At 69.6% G+C, this 17,077-nt stretch carries 15 protein-coding genes; 12 read left to right on the forward strand and 3 right to left on the reverse strand.

Annotation, left to right across the window (positions count from 1 at the left end):
• Positions 1 to 204 precede the first annotated feature (204 nt).
• From QCD70_RS14805 to pip, 8 genes are all read left to right on the forward strand, one after another.
• Positions 205 to 2,244 (forward strand): acyl-CoA dehydrogenase family protein, encoded by a 2,040-nt coding sequence (locus QCD70_RS14805; protein ID WP_301217801.1) that lies wholly within the window; start codon positions 205 to 207, stop codon positions 2,242 to 2,244.
• A gap of 44 nt (positions 2,245 to 2,288) precedes the next feature.
• A complete protein-coding gene (locus QCD70_RS14810) occupies positions 2,289 to 3,233 on the forward strand; it encodes a GlxA family transcriptional regulator (protein ID WP_301217608.1) in 945 nt (314 codons plus the stop codon).
• Between the two features lie 107 nt (positions 3,234 to 3,340).
• Positions 3,341 to 4,342, forward strand: a complete 1,002-nt coding sequence (gap, locus tag QCD70_RS14815) for a type I glyceraldehyde-3-phosphate dehydrogenase (RefSeq protein WP_301217610.1) — start codon at positions 3,341 to 3,343, stop codon at positions 4,340 to 4,342.
• A gap of 161 nt (positions 4,343 to 4,503) precedes the next feature.
• Positions 4,504 to 5,430, forward strand: coding sequence for an ABC transporter ATP-binding protein (locus QCD70_RS14820; protein WP_301217612.1), 927 nt, complete (start codon positions 4,504 to 4,506; stop codon positions 5,428 to 5,430).
• Positions 5,427 to 6,251 carry an ABC transporter permease subunit gene (locus tag QCD70_RS14825; protein WP_301217614.1) on the forward strand — a complete coding sequence of 275 codons (825 nt, stop codon included), beginning with the start codon at positions 5,427 to 5,429 and terminating at the stop codon, positions 6,249 to 6,251. The genes QCD70_RS14820 and QCD70_RS14825 overlap by 4 nt, the downstream gene beginning before the upstream one ends.
• 5 nt (positions 6,252 to 6,256) lie before the next feature.
• Positions 6,257 to 7,639: a histidine kinase gene (locus QCD70_RS14830; protein ID WP_301217617.1), complete on the forward strand. Its 1,383-nt coding sequence runs from the start codon at positions 6,257 to 6,259 to the stop codon at positions 7,637 to 7,639.
• Positions 7,636 to 8,346, forward strand: a complete 711-nt coding sequence (locus QCD70_RS14835) for a response regulator (RefSeq protein WP_301217618.1) — start codon at positions 7,636 to 7,638, stop codon at positions 8,344 to 8,346. The genes QCD70_RS14830 and QCD70_RS14835 overlap by 4 nt, the downstream gene beginning before the upstream one ends.
• Before the next feature lie 117 nt (positions 8,347 to 8,463).
• Positions 8,464 to 9,423 (forward strand): prolyl aminopeptidase, encoded by a 960-nt coding sequence (gene pip, locus QCD70_RS14840; protein WP_301217619.1) that lies wholly within the window; start codon positions 8,464 to 8,466, stop codon positions 9,421 to 9,423.
• 127 nt (positions 9,424 to 9,550) lie between these two features.
• On the opposite strand, the gene QCD70_RS14845 is transcribed toward pip, so the two are convergent.
• Positions 9,551 to 10,807 carry a hypothetical protein gene (locus QCD70_RS14845; RefSeq protein ID WP_301217620.1) on the reverse strand — a complete coding sequence of 419 codons (1,257 nt, stop codon included), beginning with the start codon at positions 10,805 to 10,807 and terminating at the stop codon, positions 9,551 to 9,553.
• Positions 10,808 to 11,031: 224 nt separating this feature from the next.
• On the opposite strand from QCD70_RS14845, the gene QCD70_RS14850 reads away from it, so the two are divergent.
• Genes QCD70_RS14850 through mtnB form a run of 4 tightly spaced genes read left to right on the forward strand, consistent with a single transcriptional unit; the run spans position 11,032 to position 14,718 of the window.
• A complete protein-coding gene (locus QCD70_RS14850) occupies positions 11,032 to 12,120 on the forward strand; it encodes a hypothetical protein (RefSeq protein WP_301217623.1) in 1,089 nt (362 codons plus the stop codon).
• Positions 12,117 to 13,343, forward strand: coding sequence for a phosphotransferase (locus QCD70_RS14855; protein WP_301217625.1), 1,227 nt, complete (start codon positions 12,117 to 12,119; stop codon positions 13,341 to 13,343). Before QCD70_RS14850 ends, QCD70_RS14855 begins: the two co-directional genes overlap by 4 nt.
• Positions 13,340 to 14,068 carry an acireductone synthase gene (mtnC, locus tag QCD70_RS14860; protein WP_301217627.1) on the forward strand — a complete coding sequence of 243 codons (729 nt, stop codon included), beginning with the start codon at positions 13,340 to 13,342 and terminating at the stop codon, positions 14,066 to 14,068. Before QCD70_RS14855 ends, mtnC begins: the two co-directional genes overlap by 4 nt.
• Positions 14,065 to 14,718, forward strand: coding sequence for a methylthioribulose 1-phosphate dehydratase (gene mtnB / locus QCD70_RS14865; protein ID WP_301217629.1), 654 nt, complete (start codon positions 14,065 to 14,067; stop codon positions 14,716 to 14,718). The genes mtnC and mtnB overlap by 4 nt, the downstream gene beginning before the upstream one ends.
• A 21-nt stretch (positions 14,719 to 14,739) precedes the next feature.
• Here mtnB and QCD70_RS14870 read toward each other — a convergent pair whose 3' ends face one another.
• Together QCD70_RS14870 and mtnK are read right to left on the reverse strand one after the other, a co-directional pair.
• The gene (locus QCD70_RS14870; RefSeq protein WP_301217631.1) at positions 14,740 to 15,468 is read right to left on the reverse strand and encodes a M50 family metallopeptidase; all 729 of its coding nucleotides are present in this window, start codon (positions 15,466 to 15,468) and stop codon (positions 14,740 to 14,742) included.
• A gap of 368 nt (positions 15,469 to 15,836) precedes the next feature.
• Complete coding sequence (gene mtnK / locus QCD70_RS14875) at positions 15,837 to 17,066, reverse strand: S-methyl-5-thioribose kinase (RefSeq protein ID WP_301217633.1); 1,230 nt, start codon at positions 17,064 to 17,066, stop codon at positions 15,837 to 15,839.
• Positions 17,067 to 17,077: the final 11 nt, after the last annotated feature.

A 17,077-nucleotide genomic window follows, 5' to 3' on the forward strand; every position in this document is an offset into this window, starting at 1 on the left:
GTCTGCGAGCGCTCTTTGTAGGGCAGGGACGGTCGATTTTCGTGCCCGCCCGGGCGCTCGTAGCGTTGACGCAGATGTGACGACAGCGCACGGAAGAGGCCAATGATGGTGGACGCGGTGAAGAACGAGACGACCGGCGACAGCTCGATCCAGCTCGCAGACCGGATCGAGGAGAGCGAGAAGCTCGGCGAGACGACGACCGGCATGGCGATCGACAAGGCGGATGCCCGCATCGACACGGCCGCGCTCGGCCAGTACCTGCTGGGCACGTGGGCGGATGCGCGCATCGCCGCTCGCAGGCTCACCGGCAGGCCCGAGATGCAGCGGGTCGACGGGCAGTCCCTGAAGGAGCACCGCGACACCGTCTTCCACCAGCTCGAGCTGCTCGTCGAGCACGGGGGAGTGCACAAGGCCTTCCCGAAGAGCCTCGGCGGCGAAGACGACCACGGCGGCAACATCGCGGGCTTCGAAGAGCTGGTCACCGCCGACCCGTCGCTGCAGATCAAGTCGGGTGTGCAGTGGGGGCTCTTCGGCGCCGCCGTTCTCCACCTGGGCACGCAGTACCACCACGAGACCTTCCTGCCCGCGATCATGAGCCTCGAGGTTCCGGGGGCGTTCGCCATGACCGAGACGGGGCACGGCTCCGACGTCGCCGCGATCGCCACCACGGCGACCTTCGATGTGGGCAGCCAGGAGTTCGTGATCGACACCCCGTTTCGCGGCGCGTGGAAGGACTACCTCGGCAACGCCGCCATCCACGGAACGGCGGCCGTGCTCTTCGCCCAGCTCGTCACCGAGGGCATCAACCACGGCGTGCACGCCTTCTACGTTCCGCTTCGCGACGCCGACGGGCAGTTCCTGCCGGGCGTCGGCGGCGAAGACGACGGGCTCAAGGGCGGCCTCAACGGCATCGACAACGGACGCCTGCACTTCACCGACGTGCGCATCCCCCGCGAGAACCTGCTCAACCGCTACGGCGATGTGGATGTCGACGGCACGTATTCGTCGCCCATCCAGAGCCCCGGCCGCCGCTTCTTTACGATGCTGGGCACCCTCGTGCAGGGTCGTGTCTCGCTCGATGGAGCATCGGTCGCCGCGGCCAAGGTGGCGCTTGCGATAGCCGTTCGCTACGGCAACGAGCGCCGGCAGTTCACCGCGGGCAGCGACACCGACGAAGAGGTGATCCTCGACTACCAGGTGCACCAGCGCCGGCTGATTCCGCTGATCGCCACGACCTACGCGGCGAGCTTCGCCCACGAGCAGCTGCTCACCAAATTCGACGGCGTCTTCTCGGGCGCGACCGACACCGACGCCGACCGCCAAGACCTCGAGACCCTTGCCGCCGCGCTCAAGCCGCTCTCGACCTGGCACGCGCTGGACACGCTGCAGGAGGCCCGCGAGGCCTGCGGGGGTGCGGGATTCCTGGCGGAGAACCGCCTGGTCGGGCTCAGGGCCGACCTCGACGTGTACGCCACATTCGAGGGCGACAACCATGTTCTGCTGCAGCTCGTCGCCAAGCGCCTGCTCACCGACTACAGTCGCCGCTTCGCCAAGGCCGATGTCGGGGTTCTCGCGCGTTATGTCGTGGAGCAGGCCGCCGACCGCACGGTCAGCGGCACCGGATTGCGCACCCTCGCGCAGAATCTCTCCGACAGGGGGTCTGTCGCCCGCAGCGTGGAACAGCTGCGCGAGACCGGAGCGCAGCGTGCCCTGCTGACCGACCGGGTCGAGACGATGGTGGCCGAGGTGGCCGGCAGGCTGCGACCCGGCACCAAGTCGTCGAAGCAGGTTGCCGCAGACCTGTTCAACGCCAACCAGAGCGCTGTCATCGACGCCGCCCGGGCTCACGCCGAGCTGCTGCAGTGGGAGGCGTTCACCGACGCCCTCGACGAGATCGACGACGAGGGCACCCGCATCGTTCTCACCTGGGTGCGCGACCTCTTCGGCCTCGGGCTCGTCGAGAAGCACCTGGCGTGGTACCTGATCAACGGCAGGCTCTCTCCGAAGCGCGCGCAGGCCGTGACCGCCTACATCGACCGTCTGATCGCGCGCCTGCGGCCGCACGCCCAAGACCTGGTGGATGCCTTCGGCTACGGCCCCGAGCACATCCGCGCGTCGATCGCCACGGGCGCCGAGGCCGAGCGCCAGAGGGAGGCGCGCGACTACTACGCGGAGCAGCGCGCGAGCGGTGAGGCGCCCATCGACGAGAAGACCCTGTCGAAGAAGCAGAAGGAACGCATCTAGACCAGTAGTCCCCGCTGCACCGCGATGTCGGGCAGGCTGAGGTCATGGCCAGCAATCACCGCGTCGCCGTGCTCGTGCTCGAGGGAGCGAAACCTCTCGATGTCGGCATACCGGCGCAAGTCTTCTCGAACCGCCCGAGCATGCCCTACGACGTGCGGGTGTGCGGAGCGGCTCCGGGCCTGGTGACAGGAGGTGACGGTCTCTCGTATCACGTGGCCGATGGGCTGGAGGCCCTCGCGCAGGCGGACACGATCTTCGTGCCCGGCTACCGTATGCCCGCCCAGATCGATCCGCCGTCCCACGTGCTCGACGCGTTGGTGGCCGCCCACGAGCGGGGTGCGCGGCTCGCGGCGATCTCGACCGGGGCTTTCGCCATTGCGGCGACCGGCCTGCTCGACGGCAAGCGGGCGACAACCCACTGGCACTACACCCTGGCGCTGGCGAAGAAGCATCCGCTCGTGCGTCTCGATGAAGATGTGCTCTTCGTCGACGAGGGCGATGTGCTCACATCCGCCGGTGCTGCCTCCGGAATCGACCTGTGCCTGCACCTCGTGCGCCGTGACCACGGCGTCGCGCTGTCGAATCACGTTGCGCGTCGCCTCGTCGCGGCGCCGTACCGAAGCGGCGGACAGTCGCAGTATGTGCCGCGCAGCGTGCCCGAGCCTCTCGGCGACCTCTTCGCGACCACTCGCGAATGGGCGTTGGCGCACCTCGCGGATCCGCTCACCCTCGACATGCTCGCCCGCAATGCCCGGGTCTCCGCCCGCACCTTCTCGCGTCGCTTCGTCGAAGACACCGGTTACACGCCGATGCAGTGGATGCTGCGGGCGCGGGTCGACGTCGCGCGGGAATTTCTCGAGAGCTCCGATCTCGGGGTGGAGCAGATCGCCGCCCGGGTGGGGCTGGGAACCGGTGCCAATCTGCGGCTGCACTTCCGGCGCATCCTGGGCACGTCGCCGACCGAATACCGTCACACCTTCTCGGCCTGAGGTCGGATCACGCGAGTGGCGAGATCCTTTCGAGTCACGTCGTTCCAGCCACTGGTGACGGCGTGCAGGTCCGCCGAACATGGGAGACGGAACGAAAGGAACCTTCCATGACTCGCATTGCCATCAACGGATTCGGCCGTATCGGGCGCAACACCCTTCGCGCTCTGCTCGATCGAGACAGCGCGCTCGAGGTCGTCGCCATCAACGATCTCACCGCCCCCGACTCGCTCGCCCATCTGCTCAGGTACGACAGCGCGCACGGTCGCTTCGACCGCGCCGTCGAGGTGGACGGGACCGACCTGCTCGTCGACGGTCATCGCATCCGGGTGATCGCCGAACGCGAGCCCGCCGCCCTGCCCTGGGCCGAGTTGGGTGTCGACATCGTTCTGGAGGCCACGGGCCGGTTCACCTCCGCCGACGCCGCCCGAGCGCACCTCACGGCCGGCGCGAAGCGCGTGCTGGTGAGTGCGCCCTCGGACGGCGCAGACGTGACGCTCGCGTTCGGCGTGAACACCGGTGCCTACGATCCGGCGCGCCACGTGATCGTCTCCAACGCCTCGTGCACGACCAATGCCCTCGCGCCGCTCGCCGCGGTGCTGGACGACCTGGCCGGAATCGAGCACGGCTTCATGACGACGGTGCACGCCTACACGCAGGAGCAGAACCTGCAGGACGGTCCGCACCGCGATCTGCGCCGCGCACGGGCAGCAGGCGTGAACATCGCACCCACCACGACCGGTGCGGCCAAGGCCATCGGGCTCGTGCTGCCGAACCTCGAGGGAAAGCTCTCCGGTGATTCGATCCGGGTGCCCGTTCCTGTCGGCTCGATCGTGGAGCTCAACACGACGGTGTCGCGCGATGTCACCCGCGACGAGGTCCTCGCCGCCTACCGCGCCGCCGCATCGGGCACGCTCGCGGGCATCCTCGACTACTCCGAGGAGCCGCTCGTCTCGAGCGACATCGTCGACCAGCCGGCGTCGGCGATCTTCGACTCCGCCCTCACCCGCGTCGACGGCCGGCATATCAAGGTGGTCGCCTGGTACGACAACGAGTGGGGCTTCTCGAATCGTGTGATCGACACGCTCGAGCTCATGGCGCGGGTGTCGTAGAAGCCGTGGGGCCGAGGTAGTACCCCGGTACGACACGCTCCGATCAAGACCGTCCTCTCGGGCGATTCGCCACACTCCGTCCACTTCTAACCTCGAAGAAGTGGGGGAGGGTCGGCCTCCTCCACGTCCACTTCATAGACGTGAATCGACAGGAGATCGACATGATCGAAGCACAGTCCCTCACCAAGCGCTACGGCCAACGAACAGCGGTGGACGCCGCCACCTTCACGGTGCGGCCGGGCAAGGTCACGGGCCTCCTCGGCCCGAACGGCGCGGGCAAGTCCACCACGATGCGCATGATCGTGGGGCTCGACCGGCCCACCTCGGGCAGCGTACGCGTGAATGGCCACTTCTACGCCGAGCACTCCGCCCCTCTTCACGAGGTCGGAGCCCTGCTCGACGCGAAGGCCATCCATTCGGGCCGTTCGGCCTACAACCACCTGCTCGCGCTCGGCGCCACCCACGGCATCGGAGCGGCCCGCGTGCGCGAGGTCATCGACCTCACCGGCCTGCAGGCCGTGGCCGGAAAGCGAGTGGGCGGGTTCTCGCTCGGCATGGGGCAGCGCCTCGGCATCGCGGCGGCGCTCCTCGGCGACCCGCAGACGCTCATCCTCGACGAGCCCATCAACGGGCTCGACCCCGAGGGCGTGCTCTGGGTGCGCGGGCTGCTCAAGCACCTCGCCTCCGAGGGGCGCACCGTGCTGCTGTCGAGCCACCTCATGAGCGAGATGGCCATGACCGCAGACCACATCATCGTGTTCGGCCGGGGCCGCGTCATCGCAGACGCCCCGGTGGCCGACATCGTCGGCCAGGGCGCGGTCACGTCCGTGCGGGTCTCCAGCCCCCAGGCCGCCGAGCTGGCCCGGCTGCTCGCCGCCCCGGATGTGCAGGTCACCTCTGCGAGCGGGTCGACGCTCGACGTGGCCGGCGTCTCGGCGGCGACCATCGGCGGCATCGCCGCATCCAACGGCCTTGTGCTGCACGAGCTGACCACCGTCACCGGCTCGCTCGAAGAGGCCTACCTCCGTCTCACTGCAGACGAAGTCGAATACCACACCCAGTCCGTCACCCCGGAGGTCGTCCGATGAGCACCCTTGCCCAACCCGAAGTGGCCAGAGCCACCCATCTCGATGTGACCGGTCGCGGCCTGTCTCCCGCCGGCATCCTGCGCAGCGAATGGATCAAGCTGCGCAGTCTGCGATCGACCTGGTGGTCGTTCTCGATCATCGTCCTGATCCAGGTGGGCATCGCGGTGATCTTCGCGCTCACCACGAGTCCGATGACGACCGAGCCGACGACCCAGCAGGTGACTCAGGCGGCCGTGAGCATCTCGACGCTCGGGGTGCTGTTCAGCCAGCTCGTGATCGCGGTGCTGGGCGTGCTCGTGATCAGCGGCGAGTACTCGACGGGTCAGATCCGTTCGTCATTCATGGCCGTGCCCAACCGGCTCCCCGTGCTCGCCGCCAAAGCGCTGGTGTTCGCGGTCGCCACCTTCGTGGTCGCGCTCGTCGCCATCGTGGTCAGCTATCTCGTCACCATGCCGATCCTCGCCGGCAACGGCGTCGACGCGGCACCGCTGGAGCCGGGCCTCTGGTTGTCGTTCCTCGGCGCCGCGGGCTACCTCGTCTTCATCGGGCTGATCTCCCTCGGCATCGGCGCGGCACTGCGCTCGACCGCGGGCGGAATCGCCGCGAGCCTCGGACTGCTGCTCGTGGTGCCCACCATCTTCCAGCTGATCCCCGCCGAGTGGGCCGGGGTCGTCGCGAGCTGGCTGCCGGGAACGGCAGGCCAGAGCCTCTACTACACGGGCTCGACCTTCGAGCCCTGGCAGGCGCTGCTGGTTATGCTCGGATGGGTCGCGGTCACCCTTGTACCCGCAGCCGTTCTGATGAAGCGAAGGGACGCGTAGCTCTCGTGTCGATCGATCCAGCCATGGTGCCCCGGCCCCAGGCTGGATCGTCGCGCGTCATGAGGCCGCGCAGGGCCGAGGACTACGACCCCCAGGGACTCGGCCTACCCAAGCCGCCCGGCTTCATCCGCACGTTCTTCCGGCGCAATCCGTGGATCGTCGACGCGGTGCTCATGGGGCTGTTCTACTACGCCTCGATCGGCTCGGTGGTGGCCTCGGCGAACGCCTCGTCGCTCGCCATCACCGCGTTGTCGGCCGTGCTGTCGCTCGTCACCACCGCCGCCATCCTCTTCAGACGCTTCGTCCCCCGCATCCTGGCCGGCGTCTCCAGCGCCCTGCTGCTCGCCGTCTTCCCCGGAACGACCGGCTCGTCGGTCGGCGGCATCGCCCTGGTCATCGCCCTCTACGCGCTCGCGGTCTACCGCTCGGCGAGGTCAGCGTGGCTCTGGACCATCATCGGAACCGCCGCCGCCACCCTCGGCGCCGTCGCCGGGGGCCTGCTCGATGTGGCCGTGCTGCTCATCGCCTTCTTCGGCTACGGCATGATCTTCGTCATCGCCACCCTCATCGGCATCACCGTGGGCAACCGGGCACGCTACATGGATGCGCTCCTCGCCCGCGCGGCCCAGCTCGCCCGCGAGCGAGACGCGCAGGCGCAGCTCGCCACGGCATCCGAACGCGCCCGCATCGCCCGCGAGATGCACGACATCGTGGCCCACAGCCTCACCGTGATGATCGCCCTCGCCGACGGCGCGACGCGGGCCGCCACCAGCGACCCCGGCAGGGCCATGGATGCGATGGCGCACGTCTCCGAGATCGGTCGCACCTCGTTGACCGACATGCGCAGGGTGCTCGGAGTGCTCACCGAGGCCTCGGGCGACCAGCCCGCCGACGAGTCGTCGGCCGCCATCCCGCTGGCGCCGCAGCCCACCTTCGACGAACTGCGTCCCCTCGTCGACTCGTACCGCGCCGCAGGGCTGCCGATCACTCTGACCGTGTCGGGCTCCGTTCCCGACGACTCGGTGGCCCAGCTCACCGTGTTCCGGGTCGTGCAGGAGGCCCTGACGAACGCGCTGCGCTACGCCCGCACGCCCTCCCGAGTCGAGGTGACCGTCGACTTCACGACTCCGGGCCTGACCGAGGTGACCGTCCGTGACGACGGGCTCGCGCCGACGCCCGGTGGCTCTGGCGGCGGCGCCGCGGCGGCATCCGCATCGATCGGTTCCGGCCGCGGGCTCATCGGTATGCGCGAGCGCGTCGCCCTCTACGGAGGCACGGTCGAGGCCGGGCCGGTCGAGCCACGCGGCTGGCGAGTGCACGCGCGCATCCCCTCGGCCGTGCCGCAGCCGAACACCTCGCCTCCCCACCCAGAAAGCCCGGCCCTATGACCTTCGCCCCCGATTCAGCCGCCCCCGTCGACCACCCGACCGTGCGCATCCTGCTCGTCGACGACCAGGCCCTGCTGCGCGTCGGCATGCGCATGGTGCTGGAGTCGGAGCCGGGGTTCGAGGTGGTGGGCGAGGCGGGCGACGGCCGCGACGCGATTCGGCAGTCACGCAGCCTGCGACCCGACGTGATCCTCATGGATGTGCGCATGCCCGTGCTCGACGGCATCGAGGCGACGCGCGAGATCGTGCGCGATCAGCCGGCGAGCCGCATCATCATCCTCACCACCTTCGACCTCGACGAATACGCGTTCGCAGGCCTGCGCGCGGGTGCGAGCGGTTTTCTGCTCAAGGACGCGCGGCCCGCCGAGCTCACCTCGGCGATCCGGGCAGTCGCCTCCGGCGACGCGGCCGTGTCGGCGCGCATCACCCGAGAGCTGCTCACGATGTTCGGCGACAGCCTTCCGGATGCGCCGGGCGGGGCCGCGCAGACGGCCTCGGCCTCCCGGCTGGCCGTGCTCACCGAGCGCGAACTCGAGGTGCTCACCGCGATCGGCGAGGGTCTGTCGAACATGGAGATCGCCGCTCGTTTCGTGCTGTCGGAGTCGACGGTGAAGACCCACGTGGGCCGCATCCTGCAGAAGCTCGAGCTGCGCGACCGGGTTCAGGCCGTGATCCTCGCCTACGAGACGGGCCTCGTGGGCCGGTAGCGGTGGCCGCGTCTGTTGCTTGGCGCGACGAATGTGCCCGGGCGACCGGCAACATCCGTCGCGCCGGGCAACAGGCACCGGTGATCGAGGTCGGGTGCGCTCCGTAAAATCGAAGACATGCGCACCCTCTACCCCGACATCGATCCGTTCGACTCCGGCCTCCTCGAGGTGGGCGACGGGCAGTCGATCTACTGGGAGAGCTCCGGCAACCCCGACGGCAAGCCCGTGGTGTTCCTGCACGGAGGGCCGGGTGCTGGCTCGAGCCCCGCCCACCGTCGCCTGTTCGATCCCAGCCGCTACCTCATCGTCGTACTCGACCAGCGCGGCTGCGGCCGCAGCCTGCCGCACGCCAGCGACGCCTCCTTCGACCTCGCATCGAACACCACGTGGCACCTCGTGGCAGACCTCGAACGGCTGCGCGAGCACCTCGGGGTCGATCGCTGGCAGGTGTTCGGCGGCTCGTGGGGCAGCACCCTCGCGCTCGCGTATGCCGAGACGCATCCCGAGCGCGTGACCGAACTGGTGCTGCGCGGAATCTTCACGCTGCGGCGCTCAGAGCTCGCCTGGTTCTATGAGGGAGCGGGGGCGAACGAGGTGCTGCCCGATCTGTGGCCCGGCTTCCTCGCGCCGGTGCCCGTCGATGAGCGGGGCGCGCTCATCCAGGCCTACCACCGGCTGCTCAACGACCCCGACCCGGCCGTTCACGGGCCGGCGGCCGTCGCGTGGGCGACATGGGAGGCATCCGCCATCACCCTGCTGCCACGACCGGAGCTGGTCGCGGCGTTCGCCGACCCGACCTACGCCCTGGCGTTCGCGCGGATCGAGAACCACTACTTCGTGAACGAGGGCTGGATGGAGGACGGCCAGCTCATCGCCCGCGCCGGTGTGCTGCGTCAGATTCCGACCGTGATCGTGCAGGGCCGCTACGACCTGTGCACGCCGGCCATCACCGCGTGGGACCTGCACAGGGCCCTGCCCGAGGCGGAGTTCCGCCTCATTCCGGATGCGGGCCACGCCTTCGACGAGCCCGGAATCCTCGACGCGCTGATCGAGGCGACCGACCGCTTCGCCGTGTGAGCCGCCCCGTTCGTTGAGCCTGTCGAAACGCCCCGTTCGTTGAGCCCGTCGAAACGCCCCGTTCGTTGAGCCTGTCGAAACGCCCTTCGACAAGCTCCCCTTCGACAAGCTCAGGGAACGGGGGTGGTCATTCGTCGTCGACGAAGCCGCCGATGGCCTGCTGCAGGGCTCGGGCGAAGGCGTGCGCCCGGTCGGGCTCGACGGCATAGCGGATGCCGCCGGTCGCGACGGGCGACTCGGCCAGCGCACCCGAGGCGGCGAGCTCGCCCAGCACCGCGATCGTGCGCTCGGAGGCGTACTCGTTCGACAGGCGGTGCACCTCGGCCGAGAGCTCCTCGTCGTCGTCGCCGAAGAGTCCTTCGTCGTCGGGGTCGTCGTGGTCGGGCCGGGCGTCGTCGAACACGAGGTTGAGCGCGTCGACGGATGCTCCGGGCAGCAGCTCGGGCGACAGGGCCACGCAGAGCTGGCCGATGACCCGGATCGTGACCTCCGATCCCAGCTCGGTGTCCGCATCCAGTTCTCTGGTGAGCCACCACGTGAGGTAGTGGCGGATGAAGGCCACGCGCAGGTCGAGGCCCGCGTCACCCTCGGCGCCGAGGGCGTCGACCCCCGGCCCCGGCCGCAGGGCCGTGCCCTCGGTTGTGACGATGCGGGTCTCGTGGAGGGCGTACCACCAGGCGGAGAGCGGCTGCGAGTCCCACATGCTGCCCCCGGGAACCTGACGATGCTCGGGCAGGCTTAGCATCGAGGTCGCGACGGGGATGTCGGCCGTGCGCAGCGCACCGGTCGCCGTGAGCGTCTTCTCGGCCCCGATCCAGTCGACGAAGGGGGCGATCGCAGAGATCGGCGCCCAGCGATCGAGGGATGCGAGCTGCGCATCGACCGGGGCGGCCTCGACGGTCTCGAGGCTCTCGACCAGAAGTGTGAAGAAGCCCGACGCTGCTCCGCCCTCGTCCCCCATGAGCTCGTGCACGATCTCGGAGCTCTCCTCGAGCTCGGCCGTCGTGCCCGTCCACCGTTCGGTCTCGATGAGGAAGTCGAGCAGGTGGTCGAGCACATCGACGACCGAGGCGCCGTCCCAGATCGGGTCGTCGAGTTCTGAGTCGTCGGCCTCGTCGAACCAGTCGAGCAGGGCATCGAGGGTGTCGGGCACCGGATGCGCGAGGGTGCGCTTGCCGGGAAGGGCGGCGGTGATCGAGGCGGTGCGGGAGAAGGAGGCGAGCATGGCCTCGGGCGTCGGGTGGTCGTCGAGCCCCTCGGCATGCGCCTTGTACCAGCTGCCGAACGCGAGGGTCAGGGCCGAGATCGCGGTGGGGGAGGTGCCGACGGAGCGGGACACCCCGGTGCGCTTCTTCGCGCTCGATCGCTTCTTGCTCGTGGGCATGTGCTGCTCTCCATCGGTGCTCGGGCGGGGGTCGTTCCATCGTAGGGCGGGGTGGGCGCGCGGCTGACTGAGGACAAACTCCTCCTGGGTGCTGATGTGATCGTTCTCATGAGGGGTTCCACCGAATATGTCCTCAGTTGACAAGGTGGGCCGATCGGGCGGAATCCCGTTCGGTAAAGCTCGGTATCCTCGATGGGGGCTTTCCCCCGAGGCTAGGAGCGCGTGTGACCCACATCGATGAGCCGAGGCGCGCCGGGGCCAGGCAGCCGGTCGCGACGCTCGACGACTCCGTGCGCCTCGTCAGCGACGAGCGCTCGGGCGCGCACGCCGTGCTCATCCTCGATCGCCGTGTCTTTCCCGAGCACACCGAGTGGGTGCGGGCTGAGACCCCCCTCGAGGTCGCCGAGGCGATCCGGGCGATGGTCACCCAGAGCTCCGGCCCCCTCTACGCCGCGTACGCCGGCCTCGAGCTGGCTGCCCTGCAGGCCCGCGGCCTCACGGTCGACGCGGCACGCGCATCCATGGCCGCCGCAGGCCACGCGCTCGCCACGGCCCGGCCCACCAACGGACACCCCCGCGAGGCCGTCGATCTCGTGCTGCATGCGATCGAACCGGCCACCAGCACGACCGAACTCGTGGAGCGTGCCATCGCCGCGGTGCGCGAGGGCCTCGACGAGTACCACGAGCGCAGTCGTCGCCTCGCGCGGCATGCGGTGGAGCTGCTGCCCGATGGGGCGAGAATCCTCACCCACTGCTGGATGGACTCCTACCTGATCGAGCTCGTCGGCGCCGCGAACGAGGCCGGCAGGCACTACGACTGGGTGGCCACCGAGACGCGCCCTTACCTCCAAGGAGCCCGGCTCACCGCGCACACCCTGCGCGAGCTCGGCCAGAACGTCACCCTCATCACCGACGGAATGGGCGCGGCCGCCCTCGCCCCGGGCTCCTCGCTCGGCCCGATCGACGCCCTCGTCACCGCGGCCGACCGGGTCAGCCTCGACGGCAGCATCGCCAACAAGGTCGGAACCCTGGGCCTGGCGATCGCCGCGAACGCGTTCGACGTTCCGTTCTACGCGCTGGTGCAGACCCCGGATGCGACGCTCGCGTCGAGCGCGGACATCGTGATCGAAGACCGCGACCCGGCCGAGGTGCTGTCGACGCTCGGAACGCGCACCGCATCCGGTCTCGTCACCGACGCGTGGTACCCGGCCTTCGACGTGACGCCGCCGCGCTTCGTCACCCGCATCGTGACCGACCGCGGCGACTTCGCCCCCGGCAGCATCGCCGACTACTTCGCCGGAGAGAACTCGTGACCTTCGACTACGCCCTGCTCACGAATCGCGACGAGGTCGTGGGCTATCTCTCCCTCGTCGGCCTGCTCGGCGCTCTCGCCGACGAACCCGCCGACGTGACTGTGCGCGAGGTGACCGCTGGCAACATGAACCGCGTGTTCATCGCGGCGGGTCCGCTCGGCAGCGTCGCCGTGAAGCAGGCGCCGCCGTTCGTTCAGGCTGCCGGCCCCGAGTGGCCCATCGACCCGGCGCGCATCGGCGCCGAGGCGAGAGCATACGAGCTGCTGGGCCGACTGGTTCCGGATGCGGTGCCCTCGATCGTGCACGTCGACCTCGACCGCTTCGTCATGGTCATGGAGGACCTGTCGGCCCTCGAGGTGCTGCGCGACGAGCTGGTGCGCCAGGTGCAGGATGCGACGGCCGGGCGGGCGGTGTCGTACATCGACTACGGCGCGGTCGGCGACGTGGTGGGTCGCTTCGTGGGCGAGCTCAGCCTCGCCACGAGCGCCCAGGTTCTTGGAGCCTCGGCCCATGCGGAGCTCGTGGCCGACTCCGCCAACGCCGAGCTGTGCCGGCTGACCACCGAGGTGGTGCTCGACGAGCCGTTCCGTGCGCACGAGCACAATTGGTGGCATCCGTCGCTCGACGAACGCGTCGCCGCGCTCTACGAAGACGCAGAGGTGCAGGCCGGAGTGGCGCTCGTGCGCGACCGCTTCGAGAACGCCTCCCAGGCCTTGCTGCACGGAGACCTGCACTCGGGATCCGTGATGATCGGGTCGACTCCGGAGAAGACCCAGAAGGTCACCGTCTTCGACCCCGAGTTCAGCTTCGTGGGGCCGATCGGTCTCGACCTCGGGCTGTTCTGGTCGAACCTTGCCATCGCATCCATCGCCGCGCGTGCCGCCGGACACGAGGGTCTCGCCGCCGCTCGAGAAGACGCGATCGTGGCGAGCTGGCAGGCCTTCGTCGACGTCTGGGACGACGACGACTCGGTCGACGTCGACGACGATCTTCTCGAGAGCGTGCGCTCGGATGCCTGGCGCTTCGCCGGCGTCGAGGCCATGCGCCGGGTCGCCGGCTGGTCGCACGCCGCCGACCTCGAGACCCTGCCATCCGACGCCGCGCCCGCCGCCCAGCGCGCCGTCTTCGACGCGGCCCGGCACTGGATCGTGACCGGAACCGCCACGGCCCTCACCCTGACCGACGACCCGACCTCGCCCGAGAACCCAGGAGCAACACCGTGACCGACACCGCATCCCTCTCGCTGACCGCGCGCACCCTCGTGGTCGACCTCGAGGGCACCACGAGTGCCGCCGGGTTCATCCTGGGCGACCTCTACGACTACGCGCGCCCCCGCCTGCAGAGCTGGCTCGACGCGCACGCGAACGACGCTGCCGTCGCCGAGGCGCGGGCGCAGGCCATCGCCGACGCCGGGCTGCCCTCGGGCGCCGACACGGAGCAGGTCGTGGGTGTACTGCACGACTGGATGGCGCAGGACGTGAAGGCCACACCCCTCAAGACGTTGCAGGGGCAGATCTGGGCCGAGGGCTTCCGCCGAGGCGAGATCAACTCGCACTTCTTCGACGACGTGATTCCGCGCCTGCGCGCCTGGCACGCGAACGGCGTCGAGATCGCGGTCTTCTCGTCGGGCTCGGTCACCTCGCAGGTGCCGTGGTTCCGGCACTCGCCCGACGGCGACCTCACGCCCCTGATCATCGACTACTTCGACACGGTGAACGCCGGCCCCAAGAAGGTGGCGTCGTCGTACGACACCATCGCCGCGCGCCTCGGGGTCGACCCGGGCGAGCTCGTCTTCTTCACCGACAACCCCGACGAGGTGCGCGCCGCCCAGAACGCCGGATGGCAGGTCGTCGCGTTCTCGCGCGAGGGCGAGCCGTTCTTCGGTGCCGACTTCGGAACCGCCCCCGTGGTCTCGTCGTTCGAGCACGTCGAGGTCACGGCGCCGTGAGCATCTTCGACGACGGGCCCGTGACGTCCGAGGTTCTCGACCGCGTCGGCGCCTCGCTCGCGGCGGAGAGTGCGCGCTTCGCCGCGCGCGCCTGGATGCCCGGAACGGCCGGCAACCTGTCCGTCACGCTGGGGCGCGACCCGCTTCGCCTGGCGGTCACGGCATCCGGTCTCGACAAGGGCGAGCTGACACCCGCCGACATCGTGGTCGTCGACGCCGATGGCATCGGCGTGATCGGCGAGGGCGGATCGGAGCAACGTCCGTCGGCCGAGGCCGGACTGCACGCGCGCATCGCGGCGCTCACGGGTGCGGGAGCCGTCATCCACGTGCACGCGCTCGCGGCCGTAGCGGCGGGGCATCACTGGCCCGGGGGCGTGGTGCTGCGCGACCTGGAGATGCTGAAGGGCATCGGGCACTCCGCCCACGGCGAGACGGTGACGGTTCCCGTGATCGCCAACGGACAGGACATGGCCGTGCTCGGCGACGCGTTCGAGGCGCTCTACGTGCGGCCTGCCGCTGGCAGCAACGATGTGCCCGCCCTGATCGTGGCAGACCACGGCATCTACGCCTGGGGCAGAGACCTGCGCCAGGCTCGCTGGCACCTCGAGCTCACCGAGGCGCTGCTGCAGATCGCGCTCGCCAGGCGGTAGCCGCCGCGGCCTGGAACAGGCTCAGCCCGCGATGCTCGGCAGGGGAGTGAGTCCGAGGAAGGCGCCGGCGACCACGGCGCAGCCCGACGCGACGACCAGGAACACCCCGACCCAGACGATGCCCGGTATATGGGTGAGACGCGCGAGCTGGTCGGCATCCGAGTTGCGGGCACGGCCGCCGCGTCGCACCCGCTGCAGTTCGATCGTGGCCCGCAGCGCGCCCAGAAGCATGAACGCCACGACCGCGGTGGCGACGAGTGCGCGCCAGCGCTCGTCGAGCAGCCACGTCGCGGCGAAGACGAGTGCGCCCGAGACGAGAACGCTCCACAGGCCGAACCAGTTGCGCACCTGAACGAGCACCAGCACGAGGGCCGCCAGCAGCGCCCACAGCATGCCGGTCGCATAGCCGGCCCCGAGCATCCACGACGCACCGAGCCCGAGAATTGCAGGAGCAGTGTAGCCGGCGAGCAGCGTTGCGATCATCGCGGGTCCGCGCGGTCTGCCGCGACTGACGGTCACACCCGAGGTGTCCGAATGCAGCCGGATGCCCGACAGCTTTCGCCCGGTCAGGGTCGCGACGAGCGCGTGGCCGGCCTCGTGCGCGATGGTCACGGCGTGCCGCGAGAGGCGCCAGGTCGGAGGAAAGAGCACGACTGCCGCCGCGACCGCGATGGCGATCCAGCTCTCGGCGGCGGGGAGGGCGGGCTGCTGGGAGGTCACGCGCTCCCAGAACGCGAGCAGTGCATCCACGCGACGAGCCTAGGCGACGGGGTTCGGAGTGCGCTGGTCGAGTAGGCCGCCAGCACCCCTCTGCGCTGGTCGAGTAGGCCGCTTGCGGCCGTATCGAGACCCGTCCGTCTGTCAAACGGGAGGAGATGCGCACATCCGACGTGAATAGTGCATCGGGGTGGCGAATCTCCTCCCAAACGGATGGAGTTGGGCGAAGATCAGTGGATCCAGCCCGTATACGACGTCGGATGAACGGACTTCCGCCCGTTGGCGGCCGACCTGCATGGTCTCGATACGCCGGCTCGTACTTCGCGCGGCTACTCGACCGACGCCTTGGGGTGCGGGGCGTGTGCACTCGACCGGCGCAGCGCGCGCAGGGGCGCCGCTGCTCAGAACTCGAAGCGGGTGACCGTGGAGGCGAGGATCGCGGCGGTCTCGGCCGACAGCGCCTCGACCGTGTCGAGCGCCCGGCGCTCGAGCACGAGCGCGCGGCCCGCACGCAGCACACCGCGGGCCGCGCCCTCGCGCAGCACCGGGTCGAGCGTCTCGATGTCGCTGGCCTTGGCGAAGCCGATGATGCGCCGGATCGCCTTCGCGCCCGCATAGACGGCAGCATCCTGCCGGAACTCCGCCAGCAGCGACTCGAGCACCTCGTCGCCCCAGACCCGCGGGTCGAGGCGCGACGGCCACAGAGACCGGAACTCGGCCTCGAAGGCATTCCACAGCGACGCGGGCAGCGTGAGGATCTCGGATGCCCGGTCGGGAGCGCCCAGCGCCAGCGCCCGAGCCGCGGCGATCACGAAGTTGCCCCAGAGCGCACCGAGGTCGAAGCCGGTGGGCCCGAAGAAGCCGAACTCGCTGTCGAACGCACGAACAGAAGCAGACACCCCGTCCGAGCCGTCGCGCACGAAGACCGATCCCGTGTGCAGGTCGCCGTGGATGAGCGACTGCGCGCTCGTCATGAACCGGTACTTGGCGATGCCGATCTCGGTGAGCAGCGCGCGGTCCGCACGGAGGGCCGCGACGTCGGGCTCATTCTCGGGCAGGACAGCATTGTGCGGGTGCTCGATGTACGGTTCGGTGAACACCAGATCTTCGGTGATCTGGCACAGCTCGGGGTTGATCGACGCAGCGGCCAGCCTCTTCTGCTCGAGAGGGTCGAGTCCGAAGACCGAGGTGTGGAAAGCGGTGCGCGCGATGTACCGCCCGATCTCCGCCGCCGCGAACCCGTGCACCCGTGCCTCGTTCAGCTCTCCGCGCCAGACGGCGTGGTCGCTGAGATTCTCGATGGCGAGCACATAGTTCGCGGAGTCGAAGTCGTAGAGCGCGGGCACGTGTTCGGCGTCGGCCGCCTCGTGGGTTCGCAGCACCAGGGCCTCGCGGGCGCTGCGCTCGCGGGTCATGGGCCAGCTCGGGTCGGTGCGCACGTGCGGCAGCGACTGCTTCAGCACCAGAGACGAACCGGCGTCGTCGTGCACGATGAACACCAGGTTCAGGTTTCCGTCGCCGACCTCGACCACGTCGAGCGGCCCGTCGGTGCGGATGCGCGCGGCGAGCGCGGGCCGCTGGGCCAGGTAGGCGGCCACGGTATCGACGGAGAGCTGGCTGAAATCGGTCATGAGGACAAGTC

This window comes from Agreia sp. PsM10 (assembly GCF_030433855.1).
Taxonomy (GTDB): Bacteria; Actinomycetota; Actinomycetes; order Actinomycetales; family Microbacteriaceae; genus Agreia.

What these genes read in the sequence shown, in the direction of transcription:
- gap (WP_301217610.1), top strand. Translation starts at nt 3,341, where the DNA reads ATGACTCGCATTGCCATCAACGGATTCGGCCGTATCGGGCGCAACACC.
- QCD70_RS14810 (WP_301217608.1), top strand. Translation starts at nt 2,289, where the DNA reads ATGGCCAGCAATCACCGCGTCGCCGTGCTCGTGCTCGAGGGAGCGAAA.
- QCD70_RS14825 (WP_301217614.1), top strand. Translation starts at nt 5,427, where the DNA reads ATGAGCACCCTTGCCCAACCCGAAGTGGCCAGAGCCACCCATCTCGAT.
- QCD70_RS14835 (WP_301217618.1), top strand. Translation starts at nt 7,636, where the DNA reads ATGACCTTCGCCCCCGATTCAGCCGCCCCCGTCGACCACCCGACCGTG.
- pip (WP_301217619.1), top strand. Translation starts at nt 8,464, where the DNA reads ATGCGCACCCTCTACCCCGACATCGATCCGTTCGACTCCGGCCTCCTC.
- mtnK (WP_301217633.1), bottom strand. Translation starts at nt 17,066, where the DNA reads ATGACCGATTTCAGCCAGCTCTCCGTCGATACCGTGGCCGCCTACCTG.
- QCD70_RS14805 (WP_301217801.1), top strand. Translation starts at nt 205, where the DNA reads ATGGCGATCGACAAGGCGGATGCCCGCATCGACACGGCCGCGCTCGGC.
- QCD70_RS14820 (WP_301217612.1), top strand. Translation starts at nt 4,504, where the DNA reads ATGATCGAAGCACAGTCCCTCACCAAGCGCTACGGCCAACGAACAGCG.
- QCD70_RS14845 (WP_301217620.1), bottom strand. Translation starts at nt 10,807, where the DNA reads ATGCCCACGAGCAAGAAGCGATCGAGCGCGAAGAAGCGCACCGGGGTG.